At 63.0% G+C, this 17,059-nt stretch carries 12 protein-coding genes; 5 read left to right on the plus strand and 7 right to left on the minus strand.

The window, feature by feature from the left end:
- The first annotated feature begins 133 nt into the window (after window positions 1-133).
- Genes CKY51_RS12860 through CKY51_RS12870 form a run of 3 tightly spaced genes read left to right on the plus strand, consistent with a single transcriptional unit; the run spans window position 134 to window position 3,164 of the window.
- The gene (locus tag CKY51_RS12860; RefSeq protein WP_152249327.1) at window positions 134-1,321 is read left to right on the plus strand and encodes an ABC transporter permease; all 1,188 of its coding nucleotides are present in this window, start codon (window positions 134-136) and stop codon (window positions 1,319-1,321) included.
- 15 nt (window positions 1,322-1,336) lie between these two features.
- Window positions 1,337-2,617 carry a cupin-like domain-containing protein gene (locus CKY51_RS12865; RefSeq protein ID WP_152249328.1) on the plus strand — a complete coding sequence of 427 codons (1,281 nt, stop codon included), beginning with the start codon at window positions 1,337-1,339 and terminating at the stop codon, window positions 2,615-2,617.
- A gap of 52 nt (window positions 2,618-2,669) precedes the next feature.
- On the plus strand, window positions 2,670-3,164 hold the full coding sequence (locus CKY51_RS12870; protein WP_022972599.1) for a DinB family protein: 495 nt from the start codon (window positions 2,670-2,672) through the stop codon (window positions 3,162-3,164).
- A gap of 72 nt (window positions 3,165-3,236) precedes the next feature.
- Here CKY51_RS12870 and CKY51_RS12875 read toward each other — a convergent pair whose 3' ends face one another.
- The 6 genes from CKY51_RS12875 to CKY51_RS12900 form a co-directional block, all read right to left on the minus strand.
- Window positions 3,237-4,025 (minus strand): alpha/beta fold hydrolase, encoded by a 789-nt coding sequence (locus tag CKY51_RS12875; protein ID WP_022972598.1) that lies wholly within the window; start codon window positions 4,023-4,025, stop codon window positions 3,237-3,239.
- The gene (locus tag CKY51_RS12880; RefSeq protein ID WP_152249329.1) at window positions 4,022-5,287 is read right to left on the minus strand and encodes an LLM class flavin-dependent oxidoreductase; all 1,266 of its coding nucleotides are present in this window, start codon (window positions 5,285-5,287) and stop codon (window positions 4,022-4,024) included. Before CKY51_RS12880 ends, CKY51_RS12875 begins: the two co-directional genes overlap by 4 nt.
- 88 nt (window positions 5,288-5,375) lie before the next feature.
- Window positions 5,376-6,686, minus strand: coding sequence for an amidohydrolase family protein (locus CKY51_RS12885; RefSeq protein ID WP_170292324.1), 1,311 nt, complete (start codon window positions 6,684-6,686; stop codon window positions 5,376-5,378).
- Between the two features lie 238 nt (window positions 6,687-6,924).
- Entirely contained in the window at window positions 6,925-8,934 is a 2,010-nt protein-coding gene (locus tag CKY51_RS12890) for a carbamoyltransferase family protein (RefSeq protein WP_152249331.1), read from the minus strand.
- Window positions 8,935-9,060: 126 nt separating this feature from the next.
- Window positions 9,061-11,091 carry a hypothetical protein gene (locus CKY51_RS12895; protein WP_152249332.1) on the minus strand — a complete coding sequence of 677 codons (2,031 nt, stop codon included), beginning with the start codon at window positions 11,089-11,091 and terminating at the stop codon, window positions 9,061-9,063.
- A 275-nt stretch (window positions 11,092-11,366) separates the two neighbouring features.
- Complete coding sequence (locus tag CKY51_RS12900; protein ID WP_211904897.1) at window positions 11,367-12,182, minus strand: class I SAM-dependent methyltransferase; 816 nt, start codon at window positions 12,180-12,182, stop codon at window positions 11,367-11,369.
- Between the two features lie 290 nt (window positions 12,183-12,472).
- Between CKY51_RS12900 and CKY51_RS12905 the strand changes: the two genes are divergently transcribed.
- A complete protein-coding gene (locus CKY51_RS12905; RefSeq protein ID WP_152249334.1) occupies window positions 12,473-14,305 on the plus strand; it encodes an ATP-binding cassette domain-containing protein in 1,833 nt (610 codons plus the stop codon).
- A 220-nt stretch (window positions 14,306-14,525) separates the two neighbouring features.
- Here CKY51_RS12905 and CKY51_RS12910 read toward each other — a convergent pair whose 3' ends face one another.
- Window positions 14,526-15,866 carry an outer membrane protein transport protein gene (locus CKY51_RS12910; protein ID WP_022972591.1) on the minus strand — a complete coding sequence of 447 codons (1,341 nt, stop codon included), beginning with the start codon at window positions 15,864-15,866 and terminating at the stop codon, window positions 14,526-14,528.
- Between the two features lie 216 nt (window positions 15,867-16,082).
- On the opposite strand from CKY51_RS12910, the gene CKY51_RS12915 reads away from it, so the two are divergent.
- Complete coding sequence (locus CKY51_RS12915; protein WP_031339873.1) at window positions 16,083-16,775, plus strand: rhomboid family intramembrane serine protease; 693 nt, start codon at window positions 16,083-16,085, stop codon at window positions 16,773-16,775.
- Window positions 16,776-17,059 lie beyond the last annotated feature (284 nt).

Genomic DNA, 17,059 nt, shown 5'->3' on the forward strand with positions numbered 1-17,059 from the left:
ATCAGCGGTGCGGAGCGGGTGCTGCGTGGCGCCGGCTTGGCTGGCCGCCAAGGCAAGCCGCACGCCTTGTCTCGACGCACCACAGGACGCTTCGCACTCAGCTCAAAGTACATAACACGCTCTAGGAGCCACCATGCCTGCGTTTCGATTGATCCTGTCGTCTATGGTAATGAACCTGCACGGCCTGGCAGGTCGAAGAGCCAATGCACTGGTGATGATCATCAGCATCGCTGGCGTGGTGGCCGTGTTCTCAGGCGTGCTGGCGATGAATGCAGGACTTGACGAGGCAATGCGCGATGCCGGCAGGCCGGATCGCGCCATCGTGCTGCGCGCCGGCTCTACTGTCGAAATCGCCAGCGCGATTTCGCACGAGGAAATGAATACGATCACCAATGCCGCTGATGTGCGAAAGAGTGCCGACGGCATCCCCTTGATGAGTGGCGAAGCCGTTGCCCCCTTGACCCTGATCGAGAAGGGCAGCGGCATGGAGGTCAATGGCACCATCCGCGGCGTCGGGCCGGAGATCCTGGCGGTCCGTCCAGAAATCAAGATCGTGGCCGGCCGCATGTTCGCGCCAGGCAAGTTCGAGGTCGTCGTCGGCAGCAGGGCGCTGGAGCAATTCCGTGGGCTATCGTTGGGAAGCCAGATCGAGGCCTACGGCGCCAGCTGGACGGTGGTCGGTATCTATTCGGCCGGTCGCAGCATTCGCGAATCGGAGCTGATGGGCGACGTCAACACCATCATGAATGTCAGCCACCGGCCAATGTTCCAGAACGTCACAGTCGTGATGCCGAGCGCTGCTGCGTTCACGCGGTTCAAGCGCGCGTTGGCAGCCAATCCCAGTCTGGCGATGGATGTGTTCTCAGAGCCGGAATTCCTGCAGCGGGAAACCCAGAGCCTGAACCATATGCTGCGCTTCATGGCCTACGTGATGGGTGGCATCATGGCCTTGGGTGCGGTATTCGTCGCGATCAATGCGATGTATTCCAGTATCGATGATCGGCGGCGGGAAATCGCCACCCAGCGTGCCATCGGCTTTCCGTCCGTGGTCGTGGTCACCTCGATCGTCATCGAAGCCGCTCTGCTTGCGCTGCTGGGGGGCGTGCTGGGTGCGTTGCTCGCCTGGTTGAGCGCGAACGGGAGCACGATCAGTACCGCAGTCGGGGGCGACCTGCGGCAACTGGTCTTCAATGTGGCGATGACACCCTCTGTTGTGCTGAAAGGCCTGTGCGCGGCGCTGTCGATCGGCGTTCTCGGCGGGCTGATTCCTGCCGTGCGGGCGACCAAAAGCCACATCGTCGACGATCTACGTGCTATCTAACCCCGGGAGAATGTTATGCAAGCAAGGGAAATTGCCAGGATCTCCAAACCGGATGCCGCTGTGTTCCTGCGCGATTACGTGCAGACGCGCACGCCGGTGATCATCACCGACCTGTTCGCCGGCCAGGCCATCGATGCGATCCGCACCAAGGCCGACGCTAGTGCCGCATTCGGACACGTTCCGTTGCACGTACAGACCGAGTATGCCGTTGCGGCCAGCGCACCAGAGAGCGCACTGGAAACCACGATGACCTTCGATCAATACTGGGCTCACGTGCGCGCGAACCCGGACACAGCGTTGTTGTCCACCGAGTACGAGATTCCCGCGGCGATCATGCAAATGTTTCGGCTGCCGGATGTTTGCCTTGCTGACGATCTGGAGGAGCCAGAAATCCTCGGAATGCCGCGCAAGTACGGTGATCATGACCTGTGCGCCAATATCTTCGTTGCCAACAAGGGCAACCGAGCTCACCTGCACTTCGATGGCGATCACCGTCAGGTGCTGCTGCACCAGATGTTCGGCCGCAAGCAGGTCCTGTTGTTTCCGCCTGAAGCTTGTGTCCATCTCAGAACGATCGCCGGTGCTCCGTGGTCGTCGGGCGTCTATCTGGAGCAGATGTCACTGCAGGAGCAGCTCGACTTTGTTGCCGAAGTGGGCGGCTATCACGCCGTGATCGAACCTGGCGAGACCATCTACATGCCGGCGTTGATCTGGCACTACCTGGGCTACATCGACGATGCGATGTCGTTCAACTTACGCTTCAAACGCAACAAGTTCGGTCGCTTTCTCTGCGTGGACAACGTGCATCGCGATTCGTTCGTGCAGAACCTCGGGTCGCGACTGGCGGCCGCGCCCGAACACTCGGGATACGCCAGGATCATGCCGGAGATCGAGGCGGAATACGTGCGGCCGCGCGACAGCCTGAGAGACAAGGTTATCGGAATGCGCTCGGTGTTGCGCAAAGCATGTGCCGAGGTGCTTGGCGACGCTGCTTCGCCGCAATTCTGTCCGCCTGCATTTGACGCCCAGGAAGTCGACAAGATCATTGCCGATATCGGCCAGACCGCACGTTATCTGGATCCCGAGCTGGTGACGCGTTCTCGGCCGGTGGGTGCCATCAGCCCAGTGCAGAAGCAGACTATTGAGCGCACTGCGACGCGACTGGGATATTCCAGCGCGACGCTGGCGCATTTGCTGTGGAATCGTCTCGGCAAGCAGACCCTCGACGCCTTGACCAAGACCGAGGCCGTGCAATTCATGGTGTATATGCGGTCTCCCGGGGCGGCATTGGCCTAGCGCCAATCGCGTCCCTTCTGCGATCAATGGTCCCAACACGCGGGGTGATTGAATGGAAGAGCAGATCCACGACGTCCTGGCGATCTGGGACACCGAACACCAGACCACCCTGGAGGTGTTCGCCGCGGTGCCGGAGGGATACAACGACCGAACGGCGGTCGCCGACAAGGGTTGGACGCTCGGCGGACTGATCTGGCACATCTGCATCACTGAACGCTGGCTATGCGCCGACATCATGGGCGCTACGACCACGGGAAAGAACCCGGTGCCGATGGATGGGCCGCCGCCGACGGTTGCCGCCATGGCAGCAGCCTTTCGCCAGTCGCATGCGGCCCTATCGACGGCGATACGTCGCCAACAGCCCGATTGGTTGGCGCAGACGGTCGACTTCTATGGCGAGCGCTGGACGCGCCTGGCCCTGATGCACCTGATGTTCCGACACGAGGCGCACCATCGCGGTCAGCTCAGCATTCTGATGATGCTCGTCGGCGGCCAGCCCCCGACGATCTATGGCGCGCCCGGCATCGATCTGCAGGATGCCGGGTGAGCGAGCGCCGTCGGCGCTGCGCTCGCTACACCGCGGCCGCGGTCGTGCTGGCCGCGGCCTGCCGGCCGATGGTCACGCCAGAAAGCGCATCACCGCGTCGGACACGGTCTCCAGCTGCTCCAGCTGCGGAATATGTCCTGCGTCTTCCACCAGCAAGCTGGAGGCATCGGCGATCCGATCCACAAACTCGCGCGCGTACAGCGGTGGAATCAGTCGGTCCTGGCTCCCCCAGACCACCAGCGTTGGCGCCGAGATGCGGTGGATGCGGCGGTGCAGTCCTTTGTCAGGAATGGGCCAGGTGAACTTGCCGACACACGCCTTTGCCCAGGTCTGCCGAATCACCGCCTGCAGCGCCTGCTCCCGATCCTGCGGCGGCGAGAACATGATCTTGCCGACCAGCCCATCCGGATGCGCCAGCATCCGGGCGGGGAGTTCTTCGCTGGGGATCGCCCACCAGTTCGGAATCGGCTGATCGTCCCGCCAGAGCCCGGCCGGTGCGATCAGGACCAGCCGGCCGATGCGCTGTCGGCACTGCGCCGCCAACTCCGCAGCGAACATGCCACCGACCGAGTGACCGACCAACGCGACCGACGCCAATTGCAGCGCATCCAGCAGTTCTTCGAAGTAGAGCGTCAGGTCCCACAGATCGTGCAGGGCATTGATCGCCGCCTCATCGCCGGGGCTGGTGCCGGGAAAGTCGGGCGCATACACGGTGAATCGTCGAGAGAGCCGTTCCAGGAAGGGATCCCAGTGACCGGTCTCGGCATGCAGGAACAACAACGGCGGACCTTCTCCACGGATCTCAACGCGGGTCTGGATCTGGCCGTTGCGGAGCGTGACCAGACGTTCTTGGCGGATCATGCGGCCCGTCCCGCCAGAGCCGGGCGATCAAACGGGGCTTGCCGCGTGTCACGTAGCTTTTCCGGCCACCAGTGATTGACCCAGCCCTCGTCGTCCCAGATCCCGCGAAGATGCGGTAGCACTTCGTTGCAGAACAGATGGATATTCTTCATCGTCAAGGCGTGCGACATCGAGCCGATCTGCAGCAAGACCATCAGGTTGCCGACCCGTAGCGAGCGCACCGACTCGGCCAGTTGCTCACGGACAGTCGCTGGACTGCCGGCAATGACCAGTTGATTGTCGACGAAGTCGCGGAACGTGAAGTTCGGAATCTTCGATCGCACGCTTTGGACCTGCGCGACCTGGCTACGGATGGTGTTGACCATGGAGGCGTAGTCCTGATGGCCGGGCGGGGTGAACTCCGGCGCGACGTGCTGGGTTTTGTCATAGAAGTAGCGGATGTGCTCGTAATAGTCCGCCTCGGCTTGTTCGTCGGTCTCCGACACAGCGACGAGCTGCAAGAAGCCGGTTCGATACGGGTTGGCATCGTGGCCGTTCTTGCTCACGAACTCCCAGTACCGATCCATCACGCTCTTGCCGAAGCGAATACCGTGATAGGACAAAAAGCAGTAGCAGTAATCGTGGCGAGCGGTGAACTCCCAGGTACTCAGGCTGCCGCTACCAGGCACCCAGATCGGCGGATGCGGCGACTGCACCGGCCGCGGCCAAAGGTTGACCATGGGCAGCTGCGTGTACTTGCCGTTCCACGCGAACGGCTCACGTGCTTCCCAAGCGCGCAGGATCAGGTCATGCGCCTCGTAATAGCGCTCGCGCTGTTCTAGTGGCGTTGTCCCGTAGCAGTAGTTGACGTCGAACGGCGTCCCCAGTGGCATGCCGGCAACGATGCGCCCATCGCTGATGCAATCGAGCATTGCATATTCCTCGGCAATGCGGATCGGCGGTTGGGTATTGGGAAGCGTGGCGCCGAGCTGGATGCAAGCCACATCCAGGCCTGCGGTCTGGCGGGCCAGGACCGAACCCATCAGGTTCGGACTGGCGATCATGCCGTAGGCGTTCTGGTGGTGTTCGTTGACGCAGACGCCATCGATGCCGCTGTGCGCGGCATAGATCAGCTCATCCAACGACTGATTGTAGTACTGCCCCACCCGTTGCGCTGTGGTCAATTCATGCCACGGCACATCCACCCACACCGAGCGATAGCGATGCTCGAAATCGGAGGGCAGGTCGCGCAACGGCATCAGATGGAACATTGAAACTTTCATCGATCACCTTGGCAGTCGCCAATGCGGTCACGTGCGCTCCGCCTGCGCGGCAACGCCGTGACCGTCGTGCAGTCAGCAGGAAGGTCGCTCAGGATTCCAGCGACCAGCGCATGTTTCGCGCGAAGCCACCGTAGGTATTCACCCAGCCATTGGTGAAGTCGTGCACCGTGTACTCCGGATTGGTGGGCGCTTCGTCACTGATGAACGTGCCAGCCGGAGGCCCGATTCTGGCAACCTGCGCTTCGATCACCTTCGGATCGAAATGATAGAAGCGGGCGGCATTCTCGCCGATCATCTTGCGGCGATCGTCGTCCCCCAGCGTCGCGAACGCCTGGCGGATCTCCTGCCAGGAATGCGGCCATCCGCCTTCCACGTGCGGGTAATCGGCGCCCCACATGACGGTGTCCACACCGAGCCGGCGCGCCTGCTGGATTTCCTCGAACGTCGCCGCCGTCGCTGCGGCGGCGCAGTTCTGTGCCCACGCGTCCTTGGGTGAGAGCGTCAGCCATTTCTTCGGCGCCCTGCCCATCCGCAGCCAGTCGTTGTGATAGACGTGCTCCAGCAGCTCGACGAAGTTTGGTAGCCAGTCGATTCCGACCTCGGTATAGACGAACCGAAGATTCGGATGGCGCACGAAGACACCACCGAAGATCAGCTGGGCCAGGATGCGGCGACGAAAGAAGCCCAGTTCCAGGATGGCCAGCGTCTGCGACGCAATGCTGCTGCCGTAGATCTTCGGCGGATCCCCACCGTGCGAATGGACGGCCATGCCCAGTTCGGCGCAAACCGCCCACAGCGGATCGTAGACCGTCTCGTGATAAGGCAGATAGATGTCATCCGGCGGCGGCAGCACGATGCCACGCAGTCCCGACGCAAATGCAGCGCGCACATCCGCCACTGCCTGCCGGACCTCGTACGGCATGATCATCGCCACGCCCTGCAGGCGTCCGCCTCCGGCGGCGCAGAACTCCGAGAGCCAGCGGTTATGGGCGCGCGCGCCAGCCGAGCGCAACTCCGGATCGCGGATCGGCTTGGGATGCTCACCAAAGAAGCCATCGAAGGGGAACGAATTGAATCCCTGTCCATCGGGAAACAGCACTTCACCCACCACGCCTTCGGCGTCCAGCTCCTTGAGACGTACATCGACGTCCCAGGCACCGCGAATGCGCTCCTGCATCTGAGCATTGTCCGGATCGGAATAGCGGTGCATGTGGGCTTCGTACATGAGCGGCACTTCGGTGGCGTTCTTGCCGGCCACCAGGAACCGACGACGCAACTCGGCCAGCTGCGCTATCTCTTCGTCGAACGCGGCGTGATACTTGCGCTCCAGATAGTCGCGATACTGCGGCGTTGGCAGGCCAGCGTGCCCATCCACCGAAATCAGGGTATACGGCTTCACTGTTGCTTCTCCTTCCATTGAACTGCATGAAGTTGCAAGTTCCGTCCACGACCGTCATCGATACCGGTAGGCAAGTGTGCCGCGTGTCGGTATTGCTCTGTCCGGGCCGCATCGGCGTACCGCCAGTGCACCGTCTGTCTGTCGGTGTCGCTGGGTGCGCCACCGACGCCGAGCCGAGCTCGCAATGCGAAGCCATCGGTCGCTGGAATAGCCCGCCATGCTGGTTGTTGCCATGCGCTCATGCGGCACGCACAGTCGCCTGCGTGCGCGCTGCCTCCGTTGGGCGCATGGCCAGGTAGCGTTCCGCCCACAGCTCTTCCAGGGTCGGCATGACCGCGTCCGCGTTCAGACCTGCAGCCGCCGCGAGCTCTCCGGCCGAGGCTCCCGTCCCGGTCTGTCGCAGCAACGCCAGCAGCTGCGCAGACAGCGGGCGGCTTGCCTCGCCATTCCAGACTGCGCGCCGAATCTCGCACTGATCGGCCAGCGTGCCATCCGGCTGCTTTTGCCGGCGTTCGACCAGGCGCACGTGATTGAGCAGCTCGGGAACCAGTGACGTGCGATCGGCACCCTGCTTGCGCGTGAGGATGAAGTCACCCACCACCAGCGCCTGCAGCCCGGTGGTCAGGAAGCAGGTGATCGCGTCCTCGACCGAATCGACAATGGGCTCGACGTTGTTGTTGAACGAGGTATTGAGCAGGACCGGCACGCCGGTGCGTTGGCGAAATGCATCGATCACCCGCCAGAAGCGTGGGTGATCTTCCCGGGAGACGGTCTGCACCCGAGCCGTGCCATCCACATGCGTCACCGCACCTAGCAATGCACGTTTGTCGGGTTGTACATTCAGCACGAACGTCATGAAGGGAAACCGCGTTTCGCCCTGCGGCAATTCGAAGTAGTCGGCGGCGGCTTCTTCAAGCACGGCCGGTGCGAACGGACGGAATGATTCGCGCGTTTTGATCATCTTGTTGATCAGGCGCTTGTTCTCCGCCGGCCGCGGATCGGCCAGAATGCTGCGATATCCCAACGCGCGCGGCCCGAATTCGGAGCGCCCCTGGACCCAGCCAACGACATTGCCTGCCGCAATCAGTTCGGCGGTGTCACTCTCCACATCCTCGCTCCGGGTGATGTCGAGGTGCGCCGACCATGTGCGCAGCACCGTCTCGATCTCATCGCCCGTCCCGATGTCCGGGCCCCAGGTGACGGTACGCAAACGCTGCCGCCGGCGGGTGCCGCCCATGGCGCGATGCACGCTCAGTGCCGCACCCAACGCATTGCCGCCGTCGTGCGCCGCGGGATGGACGAACACCGTGTCAAATAGCCCAGAGCGCAAGATGTTGCCGTTCATCGTACAGTTGTGCGCCACCCCGCCGCCGAGGCAAAGATTGCGCAGCCCGGTGAGAGCCCGGAAATGCTTCAAGGCATGGAATGCTGCCCGCTCCAGGGTTTCCTGCAGCGCGGCGGCGAAGTCCATATGGATCTGTTCGATCGGCTCGCCCTTGCGGCGGGGCATCATGGTCTCGAACAGCGTATCGAGCAGCTGGGGCTGCAACCGCCACGCACCATCGGGCAGCAATTCGCACATCTGTTCGAACAGTGGGCGGAAGCGGCTTGCATCCCCATAGGGCGCCAGCCCCATCACCTTGTACTCGTCGAACAGCTGATAGCCCAGGAAACCGATGGCGTGCCAGTAGAAGTGGCCCAGTGACTCGGGAATCGGAACCCGATGCAGCAACTCCAGCCCGCTCGCGCTTCCGGTCAGCGTCAGACCGGACTCGGTCTCCCCCTGTCCGTCGATGGTCATGACCAGTGCGTCGTCCAGGCCAGACATCTCGAAGGTCGTTGTGGCGTGCGCAATGTGATGCGGGACGAAGCGCAGCTTTTCACGCGGCACATCTACCCCAAGATGCAACTGCCATTGCGCCCGCAGCGCATCGATGACATCGAGCGTGTGGGTCGCCGACGGATTGGCGAGATACATCCGCCGCAACAGGCGTTCGGCGAACTGCGGACCGTACGGGATGGCGATGTAATCGACATCGGCGAGCGTGGCGCCGCCCTGTGCAAGCACCTGGCGAGTAGCACGCAGCGGCGCGGTATAGGAGTGTTTGATGCGGTTCAACCGCTCCTCCTCCACTGCCGCGACGACATGGCCATCCTTGAGTAACACTGCCGAGCCATCGTGGGTCTGGGTCGGCGAGTCCACTTCGAACTCGGTATTGGGACCACCGTAAAAGCCAAGTATCAACATAGAAGTCTGTCTCCCTCCCTAGAAGCGGCGAATCGTCGGTCTTTCGCGACAGCCGCGCCGTCGCTCGCAACGCTGCGCTGACGCAGCGGTTGTCATCCGTTGGACAGTCGAGAAAGCATGCTTGCGCTACGAGCCGGTCGCCTGGGGCGCGCCATCGTGCTCCTGTAATTGCTGGCTCCACCACCAGGCCACGACCGGTGCCGATGTCCACAGCAATGCGAAGGGAATCGCACTGCTCAGCGCGGCCGGATTGAGGTAGGCGACCAGGGCGACGGTGAGCGCAGCGAAGACCGGCGAGACCCACATCAGCTTGGTGTACTGCAGCAAGCTATGTCCTTGGCCCTTGAACACGATGATCGATGCGGTCCATTCCAGCAGCCCACGATGCGACACCAGCATGCGATAGCTGGCGCGCACGGCGGCATCGAGCGAGTTCTTGGCGTTCTCCACCCCAAAAATGAATGCCGATGAGCGCATCCCCAGCGACGACCACAACCCTTGCAACATGGGCTTGAGATTCCCGGAGAGCAGATTGCGCACCACCCCGATCGTCAGGCCGACCAAGGGAGGGAACCAGGCGATGGCAAGCAGATTGAGCGTCCACAGACCGGGAACGGCCGACGTCAGCCAGCCGACGATGAAACAGACCAGGGACACGAACGGAAACAGCAATCGAACGATATTGTGGAAGATCTTCCAGCGGCCGAACCAGGACAGCGGATTGCTGACCCGCATGCCGGAAGCGTTGCGGATGCGCGGGAACAGCCATCGGATCGACTGCCAGTCTCCACGCTGCCATCGATGCGTGCGGCGTACCGCCGCATAGAACGTCGGTGCGAAGGTCTCATGCAGGACGATGTCCGTGGCCACCGCCGTCCTGACGATTCCCCCCTCAAGGACATCATGACTGAGGACTGTGTTTTCGGCGATCAGCCCGTGGGTCAGCCGGTGAAAGGCTTCGACATCGTAAAGGCCCTTGCCGAAGTACACCGTTTGGCCAAAGACATCCTGGTCGACATCGACGACCGATTGTTCGGAGCGGATTGCGTCGCTGGTCTCGATCTCGATGGTCGAGTGCAGGAGTGATTCCAGGCGGCTGGGTGCGGCATCGCTCGGCAAGGCGATCATCCCGCGGGGCTGCACGATAGTGTAGCCGGCTTCGACCCGCCGGCCATCGTGACTGAACACTGCGCGGTTGAGTGGATGGCTCAACACCGCAACCAGTGCGCTGACGGCACCCGCGGTCAAGTCGGCATTGTCATCGTCCAGCGTGAGCACGTAACGGGTGCCGCTCACCTTGTCGAGATCGCCGTGCATCGTCTCGAACGGCGACGGTGCACCCATCAGATACGCGTTCAACTCTTCCAGCTTGCCGCGCTTGCGCTCCCATCCCATCCAGACGCCTTCGCCTGGATTCCAGCGGCGCGGACGATGCAACAGCACGAAACCGCCACCATGCTGTTCGTTCATCAACGCGATACGCGCGCGCGCATGGTCCAGCAAGGCAGCATCGTCGTCGGTCGTCTGGCTGGCGGCGTCTGTAAAGTCGGACAGCAGTGCGTAGCCAGCGTTCGCTTGGCGATTCTTCTGGTACAGGGCCTCCAGCGATTGCACGAGCCTGTCGATGCCCTCGCGCGAAGTCAGTAGGCAGGGAATGGCGACCAGTGTCTTTGCCGAGACTGGCAGACCGGCGCTGAAGTCCATCCGCGGCATCCAGCGCGGGCGCAGGCCACGTGACAGCAACATGTTGAACCAGCCGGGGATGATGCAATTGGCGTAGAACGTCACCGCGATGGCAAGCAAGAGCTTGCCAGGCCAGGCCATCCCGATCTCGAATGTCAACACCGAAAAAATGCCATAGCTGGCGCACAGCAACAAGGCGAGCATGCAATACGCAAGCAATAGCCCGGGCAACGTGCGGGTCTGGATGCGCTCTTGCAGGCTCAGGCGCGCCTTCAATTCCTTGGCCAGCGTCGCCACGCCGCGATCGGTCAGGAAATAGCCAACATGTGAACGTCGATCAGCGACGCCGTGGCGCTCGCTCGTTTGCAACGCGAGGGCGAGCGTCAGACGCGCCACCTCGATTGGCGGCCGTCCAGATCGCTGTGCCCAGGCCAGCACGCGGGCCTGGTAGTCGTCCCGGGTGCGCTGGTCCATGGCGCTGTATGCGCCCATCGGGTCCTGGCGAAGCACCGCATCGATATCGTCCCCATCCACAACGGGGCCTCTGACAGCAACGTACAAGTCCATCCCAAGACCTCCACTGATGCCTGCCAGTTGACCTTGGCAAGACGATGGCGTGCATGCGGTACTCGACGACTCCTAGCGGCGGATACTTCCCCAATTCGCCATCCAGCGTCAACCCATCGAGGCGCGGTCATGGCGCTAAAGAAGAAGGCGTCGTGCCCTGGTGCGTCGTTCGTCTGATCGTCTCAACGCGCTGCCTTGTGCGAGCAGGCCAGCACGTAATGATGAATGAAGCGGGAAAAATACTCCGGGCCAAAAAAGACCGGCTTTCTGGAGCGTGGTCGCGGCGAAACCTCCGGTGCCGCTTGCCGATGCAACGCCTTGAACCTGCGTACCGAACGCAGGAACGGCTTCCAACAGTGTTCGGTTGCATCGACGACGTCTGCGCTGGCGAAACCGGCATCGAGGATGATCGCCTGCAACGCCGCCGGACTCGCAACGGCGTTCGCATTGGGAATATGGGTGCGTTTGACGGTGGCGGCCGGAAGCGGCGTCATGAGTGCATCGGAATGCACCAGCCTGCCGCCAGGCTTGAGCACACGCAGTGCTTCGCGCAGGAAGGCCACACGCGTGTCGAAGTGAAAGGCCGCCTCCACGCAAAGGATGTTATCGAATGACGCATCGGCGAACTCAAGCCGGGTCGCATCCATGCGCAGGAACTGGCACCCGGGAGCGTTCTTGCGCGCGCGTTCGAGCTGTTGCTCGGAGACATTGATGGCCACAATCTGGTCTGCCGGGTAATGGCGGAGCAAGTGACGCGTCGAAGCGCCCATTCCGCATGCGACATCGAGGATGCGGCCTGTGCGCGCCTGCAGTGGAATCATGTCGATCAACCGCGCGACCAGAGCTTCGGACGCTTCGGATTGCGTTTGTGCGTCGGAGGTCCAGAAGCCGAAGTTATAGAAGTCGCTTGAGCCGTAGTAGGACTCGATGACCGCACCACGCATGGCTGTATCGTAGCCGTCGATCATGGACTTCTGCGACATGACTTCCTCCGTCATACGATGAATTCCTTTGCGTGGATGAGTATTGCATAGCCCAAATGGCCTCACAAGGCAACGCACGCGCTGTCGCGTGCGTCGCCGTGCCTGCAGCGTCGTGCACACAGCCATCGGTGGCGGACCGTTACGCGCGATACCTGTCCAGTGATCGCCGCGAGGTTGTTGCGGTGCGCCAAGGCGACTGCGCAATGTCGCGCTTGTTCATCACCCGTACCTCCATCGCGGCGGATTGTGTTCTCACAACGCTGTATTACAGTACGCGCTCGGACCCCTGAGCTCGCCGGTATCGCATGGACAGTGACGCGTCGAAGTCGAGCAGCCAAGGCAATGCAGTACGTCTGCTCTACCGCGAGCTCTGGAAGGAATCGCAAGGACATCGTGGCGTCTTGTTGGGTGCGATGGCGTTGTTGATCACAGCGCAGCTCGTGCTGTTGGCGATTCCATATCTGGTCGGGCGCGCGTTCAATATCCTGCAGGTCAAGAGCCAAGCCGGAACCGGCGAAGCGATTCTTTGGTTGCTGGCAATGTTGGCAGCGACGTTGATCAGCTGGTTGATCCATGGCCCGGGGCGAATTCTTGAGCGCAACGTGGCGCTGGAAGTCCGCAAGCGCGTCGCTGCTGCGCTGACCGAGCGGCTGCTCGCCTTTCCACTGTCGTGGCATGACGAACATCATTCGGTTGCCAGCACGCACCGCATTCAGCAAAGCAGCTCCGCGTTGGGTACGTTTGCCGAAAGCCAGTTCATCTATCTGGGTAGCGCGATCAAGTTGGTCGGTCCGATCGGATTGCTGTTGCTGATCCATCCGTTGGTGGGGGCAATGGCCGCGGTCGGCCTGCTTGTCATCTGCCTGTCCGTGGTGAGTTTCGATCGTGCCATGTTGCGCTTGGCCATCCGCGCCAATGATGCCGAGCGTCGCTACAGTGCGACGCTGGCTGACGCACTCAGCAATGCGACGACAATGTTGGCCTTGCGGCAAACACGCGCGTTCTTGCAGCTGCTGCAACAGCGGGTGGAGGCGTTGGCAGAGCCGTTCAAGCGGATGATCCTGATCAACGAGGGCAAATGGTGCGTGGTCGATGTTGCAAGCAGGTTGCTCAGCTGTTGCCTGGTCGGTCTGTACGCCTGGCTCGCCTTGCGCGCTTCGGCGGGCGAAAAGCCATTGCTGCTCGGCAACGTCTATATGGTGTGGGAGTACGCACTGCAGGCGGGCACCGTGGTGGCGTCGGTGGCGATGAACTTCCAGGTGTTCGCCACGCAATACGCAAACTATCAGAGCGCGGATGTCATTCGTGAGCAGGCCGTCGGGGAGATCGGCATGCAAGCGATCCCGCGGCGGACGTGGGACCGCTGCGAGATAGAGAACGTGCTGTTTCGCCATCGCAGCGCGCGCAGCGATGCGCCGACGCTGACCGATATTCGCTTGTCGCTGCATCGCGGCAAGCGTTATGCGCTGATCGGGCGAAGCGGTGCAGGCAAGAGCACGCTGCTGCGTGTGCTTGCCGGACTCTATGTCGCCGATCAGATCTCTGTGCACGTCGATGATGCTGCAACCGAACATTCACCCGCGGAGGCCGCCAGGTTGCTCCGGGGTTCGACGACCTTGATCCCGCAGGAGGTCCAGCTCTTCGAGGCGTCGCTTGCCGGCAACCTGGCAATGTGCGAACCGCTGGACGACCAACCGATGTCCGCCTATTTTCAGCAGGCGCTGCAGGTGGCGAGCGTCCGCGACTTTCTTGCGCCTGGTGCGGACCCGGCGCAGGTGTCGATCGCAGAGCATGCGTCGAATTGGTCGGGCGGCCAGCGTGCCCGGGTCGCGTTGGCCAGAGGCCTGTTGGCGGCGCGTGGCAGCTCGATGGTCTTGCTGGACGAGCCGACCGCCAGCCTCGACGCAGGGACCGAAGCGATCGTGTATCGGAACTTGTTCGCGCACTTTGCCGATACCTGCCTGGTGGCGTCGGTGCATCGTCTGGAGCTGCTGACCCACTTCGATGAAGTGCTGGTGCTGGAGGACGGGCAGCTGGTTGCGCAAGGACCCGAATCCTTGCTGGCCGCGACATCCAGCGCGTACGCAGCGTTGCGTGCTGCCAGCCTGCAGCAGTCCGCCTCCGCGACCGGCGCATAGGCAACCGGCGGCCGGGTTCCGGGCATGGACGAGGGCCATGCGGCCGTGGTGCCTGCTGCTATCGCCGGGTACCGCCGGCAAGGCCTCCCCGTCACGCGGCCGGTCGTGCTCGCATCGCGACGGTGTCCGGACAGCGCGACGGGCCGCTGCTGCCGCAATCGCGCAAGAAAAACCCCGCCGTGGCGGGGTTCTCCTCATCGCTTCGCGTTGGACGCGTCGGTCAGAACCTGTACTGGACCGAGGCGGCCAGCACGTCGCCGCGCACGTTGTAGCTGCCAGCCACGGTGTTGCCGGTGGCAGAGACGGAGGCAACGGTCGGATCGCTGGTGAACAGGTGGGTGTACCCGAAGTTGTACTCGGTCTGCTGCGACGGACGCCAGCTCATGCCCAGCGAGACCCACTTGCGGCTGGCATCGGGCACGCGCACGTCGCGGTGCTCGGAGGTGGTCGGGGTCTGGTCGTAGGCCAGGCCGCCACGCAGGGTCAGGGTGTCGCTCATCCGGTAGTCGGCACCGATCGACGCGAAGGTGGTGTCGCGGTAGGAGAAGTCCAGCACGCTGTTGGGCTGGTTGGAGGCGAAGTCCACCGTCACCTGGTCGAACTTGCTCCAGGCGGTGCGGGTGACGTCGGCCATGATCGACCACTGCTCGTTGATGTTATGGGTGAAGCTGGCCGTCGCGCTGGCCGGCAGCTTGACGGTGGCGCGACCCTTGGTATCGACGAAGGTGCCCGGCGCGGCCACGGCCAACACGGCGGCGGCACTGCCCGGCACGGTGAAATCGGCATCACCGTTGGTGATCTTGTGCTCGACCTGCGAGCGGTAGCTGAAGCCGATATGGGTGTTCTCGTCGACGCTGAACAGGCCGCCCACGGTGAAGCCCACTTCGGTGTTGTCGCCCTTGATGCGCGAGTAGCCATCGGCGCTGCCCGGCGCGAAGCCCGGCACGCGACGCGCGGCCAGCACGCTACCGAAGTCGACCGCATTGCCCAGGTCGATATCCAGGCGCTCGGCGAACACCGATGCACCGAAGGACACGTAGGGATTGACGTCGTAGGAGAAGGCGACGTTGAAGTCGATGGCCTGCAGCTCGGTCTTGGTGCCGTTGTAGCGGCCGACCCAGTCGCGGTCGTATTCGGTCTTGAAGCCGAACGGCACCGTCAGCGAGGTGCCCAGGTGCATATTGTTGTTTTCGCCGAACGGCATGTGGAAGTAGACCGCCGGAACCGGGGCGATCATGCCGGCGTCGCCGCCGTTGCCGCCGGAGATCGGCGCGCCATTGGCGTAGGTCGCACTGCCGGGCTGGTACTTGGCCGAGAAGCTGATCGCACTGACGTCGGCCTGGAACAGGCTGCCATCGAGCTGACGCATGCCCGCGGGATTATTGGCGATGATCGATGCGTCGCCCGGGGCGCTGGCCGAACCGGCAAAGGCGCGGCCGAGACCCTTGGCGCTGTTTTCCTTCAGCTGGAAGGCGGCACCGTGTGCCTGGCCGACGGCCAGCACGCCGGCGATACCGACGGCCAGAAGGGTGGCGCGGCTGAGAGTGGAAGCGTTGGACATGAGTGGATGCTCTCCGGAAAAATGGACTGCAATGGTCAGTAGCGCCCGCGTCCACGCCAACCCAGCCATGGAGCGCGCCGGAGACCCCCCCCGACATACGACGCCGTACGCAGTATACCCACGAGAATTAACCGAACAATAACGGTGTCCAGAGGTGCGGCCTGGACAGGTTGGGGATGGGTTCAGGACCGTGAACCCGCTATCGTGGCAACCAAGATGTTCGTTTCGATCCCTTCCCGCAAGAAAGCACCCGTCCGTTGGGCCGTTCCATTGCTGTTCGCAGCGGTGTGGCTGGCCTTCCTGTGGTCGATCAGCCGTCCCGGCGAGGCACGCAACACGCTGTGGCTGGATTGGGGTGCGCTGTCCAGCGGCGTGTCCAATCTGGGCGACTGGTGGGCCACCTTGCGCGACGGCAGCGTCCTGCGCCTGTTCACGGCGCTGTTCCTGCACGCGAACTGGTCGCATCTGCTTGGCAACCTGGTGTTTCTGCTGATCTTTGGTCTACCGGCCGAACGCATCCTCGGCCCGTGGCGGCTGTTGCTGCTGTTCCTGCTGGGCGGCGCGGCGTCCAATCTGGCGGCGATCTTTGCCATCGGTGCGCCGGACCGGGTGATCATCGGCGCGTCCGGCGCGGTGTCGGCGTTGATCGGCACCTATCTGGCGCTGTTTCCCGGGGCCAAGCTGGGAGTGGTGCTGCCGCTGGGCGTCTTCCTCGAATTCATCCGCGTGCCAGCGCCCCTGTTGATCGGTGCCTGGGCGCTGTTGCAGGTGGTGTTCGCCTATATCGGGCCGGCGTTCGGCATGGTGGCCTGGTCGGCGCATATCGCCGGTTTCCTGTTCGGCATCGTCTATGGGCTCTCGGTGCGCGCCGCCATCGCCCGGCGCCTGCGCAAGCGGCACGGCTTCTAGAGCGTGGGATGTACGTTGAGGTGAGTGCGAAGCGTCCTGCGGCGCGTCGAGACAAGGCGTGCGCTGCGGCCCAGGCTGGCCGCCTGGGCAAGGCGCGCAACGCGGTCTCGGCGCGCCACAGGGCGCTTCCCGCAGGGTTGGCCGCCAGCGGCACGGAGCGGGCGCCGCGCGGCTTGCCTTGGCGCCAGCCAAGCCGGCGCCACCCAGCACCCGCTCCGCACCGCTGACGGCCAACGCATCTCATCTCAACGTGCATCACACGCTCTAGCCGGTGCCTGCTGGCA

Origin of the sequence: Xanthomonas maliensis (assembly GCF_009192945.1) — a bacterium.
Classification (GTDB): domain Bacteria; phylum Pseudomonadota; class Gammaproteobacteria; order Xanthomonadales; family Xanthomonadaceae; genus Xanthomonas; species Xanthomonas maliensis.